General features: G+C 36.4%; 7 protein-coding genes. 2 read left to right on the forward strand and 5 right to left on the reverse strand.

Annotated features, from left to right (window positions below; all coding sequences use genetic code 11):
- Window positions 1-17 precede the first annotated feature (17 nt).
- The 4 genes from HMPREF1208_RS08650 to HMPREF1208_RS08665 form a co-directional block, all read right to left on the reverse strand.
- The gene (locus HMPREF1208_RS08650; RefSeq protein ID WP_016425991.1) at window positions 18-785 is read right to left on the reverse strand and encodes an ABC transporter permease; all 768 of its coding nucleotides are present in this window, start codon (window positions 783-785) and stop codon (window positions 18-20) included.
- 5 nt (window positions 786-790) lie between these two features.
- Complete coding sequence (locus HMPREF1208_RS08655; protein ID WP_016425992.1) at window positions 791-1744, reverse strand: ABC transporter substrate-binding protein; 954 nt, start codon at window positions 1742-1744, stop codon at window positions 791-793.
- 12 nt (window positions 1745-1756) lie between these two features.
- Window positions 1757-2497 (reverse strand): ABC transporter ATP-binding protein, encoded by a 741-nt coding sequence (locus tag HMPREF1208_RS08660; RefSeq protein ID WP_016425993.1) that lies wholly within the window; start codon window positions 2495-2497, stop codon window positions 1757-1759.
- 203 nt (window positions 2498-2700) lie between these two features.
- A complete protein-coding gene (locus HMPREF1208_RS08665) occupies window positions 2701-3213 on the reverse strand; it encodes a DUF4242 domain-containing protein (protein ID WP_016425994.1) in 513 nt (170 codons plus the stop codon).
- Window positions 3214-3528: 315 nt separating this feature from the next.
- Between HMPREF1208_RS08665 and HMPREF1208_RS08670 the strand changes: the two genes are divergently transcribed.
- Window positions 3529-3984 carry a hypothetical protein gene (locus tag HMPREF1208_RS08670; protein ID WP_016425995.1) on the forward strand — a complete coding sequence of 152 codons (456 nt, stop codon included), beginning with the start codon at window positions 3529-3531 and terminating at the stop codon, window positions 3982-3984.
- Between the two features lie 152 nt (window positions 3985-4136).
- On the opposite strand, the gene HMPREF1208_RS08675 is transcribed toward HMPREF1208_RS08670, so the two are convergent.
- Window positions 4137-4652, reverse strand: coding sequence for a peroxiredoxin family protein (locus HMPREF1208_RS08675; protein ID WP_016425996.1), 516 nt, complete (start codon window positions 4650-4652; stop codon window positions 4137-4139).
- A 330-nt stretch (window positions 4653-4982) separates the two neighbouring features.
- On the opposite strand from HMPREF1208_RS08675, the gene rbsK reads away from it, so the two are divergent.
- On the forward strand, window positions 4983-5867 hold the full coding sequence (rbsK, locus tag HMPREF1208_RS08680; RefSeq protein WP_016425997.1) for a ribokinase: 885 nt from the start codon (window positions 4983-4985) through the stop codon (window positions 5865-5867).
- Window positions 5868-6150 lie beyond the last annotated feature (283 nt).

The raw sequence follows: 6150 nt of genomic DNA on the forward strand, positions 1-6150 counted from the left end.
GTGACGCCTCCTATAAATTAAGATTCCCCGAAGTGCTTGAGCATTAATTTTTCTAAATAACTAATGAGCCGATCGATTAAAAATCCAAAAAGCCCGATAAAAAAGATAGCCGATAAGACATCTTCTAAATTCAACATATTTCGTGAGTCTACAATCAAGAAGCCTAAACCAGACTGTGCCCCAATCATTTCTCCAGAGACCAAGAAAATCCAACTTGTTCCAACGGCGATATGTATCCCTGTCATCATGTACTTAAATGCGCCTGGAAAAATAATATTTTGATAGAGCTTCCATACGGTTAAGTTCAAATTGCTAGCTATTTTTAAATAATGCGGGTCAATCGTGCGCACGCCTTTAATCGTATTAAAGACAATTGGAAAGAACGCCGCAATAAAAATAATTACAATCGCTGGCAAATTTCCAATGCCAAACCATAGGACGATAAAAGGGGACCACGCAATGGGCGATATGGGTCTTACTAATTGGAGTAAAGGCTCAATCGCGTGAAAAAATGCATCATTTCGGCCTAATAAAATACCAATAGGGATTGCCAATATAATCGCAAAGATAAAGCCAATGACGAAGCGGTAGAGACTAATACCGAGATGGATGCCGATTTCCCCGGTTATAATAAATTTCCAAATGCTTGCCCCAACTTGTAGGGGACTTGGTAAGAGGATAGGGGGATAGTGACCTATCCAGATGACGAGTTGCCAAATAAAAAGAAAAAGTACAAAAGTAATTAAAGGGAGTATAAAGCGTTGAGATAATCGACTATTGCTCATAGGAACTAACCCTCCTTGTATAATGATGGATCTACAAAACTGTCAAAAGAAGGGGGCTCGAATAGATGATGTTCAGAGACGCTTTTAGCGATGTCACGATACCCCTTTTCCTTAATTGTTAAGTCGCCATAAGATGTCCATTGCGCCGATTGTTCAAGTATTTTACGATTTTGTTTATAATTTTTTTCCATCACGTCGACACTTTTTTTAGTGTCCGTCATGTCGTAGCCTGCTTGTTTGTAATCACGCATAAATTGGTGCACAGCTTTTTGATTATGTTGAATCAAATCTTCTTGAAGCACGAGTACACAACAGTAAGCATCTGGAATAATATCACTGCCATGCTGTAAGAGTTGGCCTTTTCCTAACTTTTCACCTATTGCGCCAAAAGGTTCAGCAACGGAATAGCCAGAAATACGTTTTTCACTTAAAGCGGCAGGCATTTCAGCAGGTGCCATTTCATGATAATGAAAGTGACCCGGTTGTATATTAAGTTTTTCTCTCATCCGTTCTAATAATAAATAATGTGTCGAATACCGATGCGGAATCGCAAAGGAATAATCCTGATTGAGTTTAAAATCATGTAAATGATGTCCTTTTTGACCGAGAACGACATTCCCTTCATGATGACCGAGTGCGACAGCTTTAATCGGCGCCCCTTTCGACTTTGATTTCATTGCTAATTCGATTAATGTAGAAGCGCCATCAATACGTCCGCTGTTCAAAGCATCCATTAAGTCTGGCCAGTTATTAAAGCGGACGAGCTTAATTTTATAAGTGCGCTGTTGATTTTTATCGTTAATTACTTTGGTCATCATTAAATTAGCTGCATGGGTAATTGGTAAATAGCCAATTTTTATTGTTTTTTGAGTATGTGTCGATGTCTGACTCTGCTGTTGAGGCGCACAAGCACTGACTAAGAGGGTACAAATGAGTAAAAATAATATCATCTTTTTCATGGAAATCCCTCGCTATAAGTAATATTCAGGTTCAGCCATCTGATGGTTGATCGCAAAGTCTTCCATGATTTGATTGCGTAATGCAAGCAGTTGATCATCATTGCGGTTTCTTGGATGTGACTGTTGAATAGGATATTGTTTGATGATTTGACAACCCTCACCTAACAAGATGACTTCGTCCGAAAGATAAAGGGCCTCATCAATGTCATGTGTGACCAAAAGTAGCGTAGCATGGGTATGTGTGCGTAAGGTAATCAATTCGTCTTGCAATTTATAACGTGTAAATGCATCTAATGCGCCAAGAGGTTCATCTAATAAAATCACTTGCGGTTGATGCACAAGGGCACGACAGATGGCAACCCGTTGTTGCATACCTCCAGATAATGCATCCGGGAATTGAGCCCCTGTGCCTTCTAAACCTACCGTCGCAAGATACGTATTCATTTCAACGGTTGGAATTTTATGTGCTAAACCTAATTGAATGTTGTCCTGAATGGTTTTCCAAGGTAATAAATTATGATGTTGGAATAACATTAAACAGTCTGAAGAAGGGGATGTTTTATGTATACCATCAATCGTAACTTGACCGGTGTGAGGGGTTAAAAAACCACCAATAAGGTTTAACAGTGTTGATTTTCCGCAACCACTTTTACCGATAAAACTGATAATTTTTCCTTTTGGGATCGTTAAATTAAAATCTCGAATCACATGATGTGCGCCAAAATAATGATTGAGTCCTTGAATTTGAATCATGAACACCCTCCTTAAATCATATAAGAATACTATGTTTTATAGTTAGAGTAGAGGGAGTGGACTTGAATATGAAAACCATTGTCACACTCCCTGAGAATGATATGTCTATGAAGTTGAATTGTATAAAGAGATTTTAAGCGCACAAAATGAGAAAAATAAGTCATGCGCAGTGTTGTCGTGTTCGGCTGTCATGAAGCGCAATTTTAAATTTTTTCAATATCATCGATAGGGGTATCGACTGCTTCGCGTGCACGACGAACCGCATCTTCATTTGGTGCGTTATATAAGCAGACGCATTTGGTCATATCTTCACAGACGTAAGTTCTTTGAAATTGTACTTCAGGAACTTCTTCATAGTGAACAGAGTTTTTCTTTTTACGTTCTAAATATTGGTCCATTGTGATCCCTTCTGGAATATTCCAAGTCACGAGGTAATCTATAGAAACGTCTCCTTTTTTTATTTCATCTAAGTCTTTGCCTACAAGGCGCACTTCTTTAACAAGACTCACTTGTATGGACGCATCTTCTAGAAATTGTTTTGCTTCTGCTTCGCTGTCACTTTCCACAATAAAATAACCATGTGACAGGTCTTCAGTCACTTGTACTTCAATCAGTTCTGGTCCGGGTTTTTCAGAAAGCAGTTTGACCTTTTCATCTAATTCGACTGATGATTTTGCAAAAGATAAATTTTGTGTTTCTAATAAAAATAGTGCCATAAATAGAACCTCCATCAATTAAGATACAGCTATACTATAATAATTCCTATCAGAAAACAAGGGATTTTAGAAAGATAAATCTGAATTTTTTGATAATAAAAAAGTTACGAAAATAATTGTACGGTTGTTAATTAAAACTTAAAATTTTTTTGTTTTTTGAATTAGGACGATCAACCTATAAAGTCACTTTGTAACTGTGTGTTTTCAACATGGCTTTGACTCGAATTTTCACCACGAGTTATAATGATATGCACATGTAAGACAGGATGTGGAATACCAAGGCATTTATTCATATTGAAGACAGGAGTGGGAGAGATGTATCAAAGGATTGTCATTGTGGGGACACCAGGGTCTGGGAAGTCAACACTTGCTGAAAGAATAGGGGAACGATTACATATTCCTGTAACGCATTTAGACCAATTTGCCTGGGAAGATGGGGAATTGATGGCACCGCATATTTTAGAACAGCGCATCGTTAATTTAGTTAAAAATGAAAAGTGGATTTGTGACGGTACTTATTCGGAGACGCTTGAACTTCGAATCAAAAATGCGGATTTATTGATTTGGCTTACAGATTCAAGATGGAAATGTATTTTGCGCGTGCTTTATCGTTACGTCAAAAGTAAATTTAGTCCTCAAATTGGTCATAACCCAGACATTATCAGCTTAGATTTTCTAATCTATATATGGAACTACAATAAAAAGTTTGAAGCATTAATCAATGAATGCTATGCACCTTATCGCTCAAACTGTCAATTATGGATACGGTGATTTTTTCAAATATGTTAATTGAGATTGTAAGCAAGTTATAGTAAAAATTGAAAATAATATAAAAAACCGGGGCTGGGATTTCGTTTCCAGCCTCGGTTCAATTGTTGTAGTGCAAATTTAAAATGAACGCAACTGCATACTTCAGCGATACTTTATGATTGGCTTTGGTATGTTTTTTTAATATATTGGATTGTTTTACGAAGTTCAGTCATTGTTGGGCGTCCGAATGGATTCGTTTGTTTTTGTTGATATAACAAACGATTGTCTTCAGATATTAAGAAATAAGCTGGCTCGTTATGTGCGCCGTGATCATCATAAATAGAGTCATCTGGGTGTTTGAAAACACCGTAAGTATCTGCAAATTTTGAGTCTTTATCTACTAAAACTGGATAAGGGACGTTTTTTTCTTCTACCATTTTTTGTAAGTTTTCAGCGCTATCATCTGAAGTTAAGATAATTTTGATATCTTTTCCTTCAAAATAACCTTTATTTTTAATTAATTGATCCAACTCTTCCATACATACTGGACACCAAGAACCACGGAAATTAATCACGAAATACCATTGGTTTGGGTAGTCTTGTTGAAATTGATGGAAATTAAAAGTTGAATCATCTGTTGCTTTAAGTTCAAAGTTAGGCATTTGTGCGCCAAGTTTAAATTCAGTCATACATGAAAACTCCTTTCAAGTAGTCGTAATATATATTCAATATATCATTATTGAATATAATATAAAAACGGAAAGCTTGAGTGCTGTAAATCTAAATGACGTTATGAATTTGTTTTTGGAAGCATGATGAAGGAAAAAACATACTAGAATAGCTTAAATGTAGATAATAATAAGATAGCGCTTTCTAAAAAGTGATATCGATATTCGTAGTGGGAAAAACAAAACACTAGAATATATTTGAAATTTAAATTTATAGGTATCATTATATTAGCAAAATGACGGGCAAATGGATAAGATGGAATAGAAGAGAAACATCAAGGAGGAATCGTTATGCAACACATATATGTAATTGGAAGCGCTTCAATGGATTTGGTTGTGTCTTCAGAAATTGTACCTGAACAAGGAGAGACGGTTTTGGGTGAGCATTTTTTCACAACTCCAGGCGGTAAAGGCGCAAATCAAGCCGTTGCAGCAGCTAGGTTAGGTGATCATGTTCACATGATCGGATGTGTAGGTAATGATACATTCGGAACACAACTTAAAGAGAATTTCGAACGAAATGGCGTACAGATGGACGGCATTCAAGTGATTGATTCCGTACCAACGGGAACAGCACATATCACACTTTCTCAAAACGATAACCGTATTATTGTTGTGCCTTCTGCGAACTATGAAGTGACACCACAGCGAATTCAACCTTTTTTAGAACGTTTAAAACCGAAAGATATCGTCTTAATCCAACAAGAAATACCTGAAGAAACAGTGAAACATGTCATTGCGTATTGTTATGAACATGAAGTGATTTCTATTCTAAATCCAGCACCTTATCGTGAGATTCCACAACAGATGATTGAACAAGCAACATACTTAACACCTAATGAAACTGAAAGTGCCAAAATGTTCGATGGCGTGTCTATCGAAACTGCACTTGAAAAGTACCCGAATCAATTGATTGTGACATTAGGTTCAGCAGGGGCAATTTATCATAATGGAGATTCACTCGTGAAAGTGCCAAGTTTTAAAAGAACAGTCAAAGATACGACAGGTGCAGGCGATACTTTTAATGGTGCGCTAGCAGTCGGTTTACAAAAAGGATATACACTGACAAAAGCCATTGAATTTGCTAATTTAGCGGCAAGTCATTCAGTGACTGGTATGGGTGCACAAGGTGGTATGCCTTATCTTGATGATTTAAAAAAAGAATTTGAAATATAAATTGACGTTATATTAAAGAAGTGGGACATATCGTTTTAATAACTTCCAAAAACGAGGTTACGATCATGTGTCACTTCTTTTGGTTCTTCATTTTTTATGGTGGGATGACATAAGTCATCCTGCTTTTTTGTACAAAAATAGCGCAAATGCCTCTATAATTTTAAGTGACTAAACCAAAAATAAAGGAGACATATTGCGCCTATGTGTAATGATATATTAAAGTTACTAAAAATTAAAGATAATAATATTAAAATCACTAAAGTTGAAGAAGATGTAGTTATTA

Source organism: Staphylococcus sp. HGB0015 (genome assembly GCF_000411275.1).
GTDB lineage: Bacteria > Bacillota > Bacilli > Staphylococcales > Staphylococcaceae > Staphylococcus > Staphylococcus schleiferi.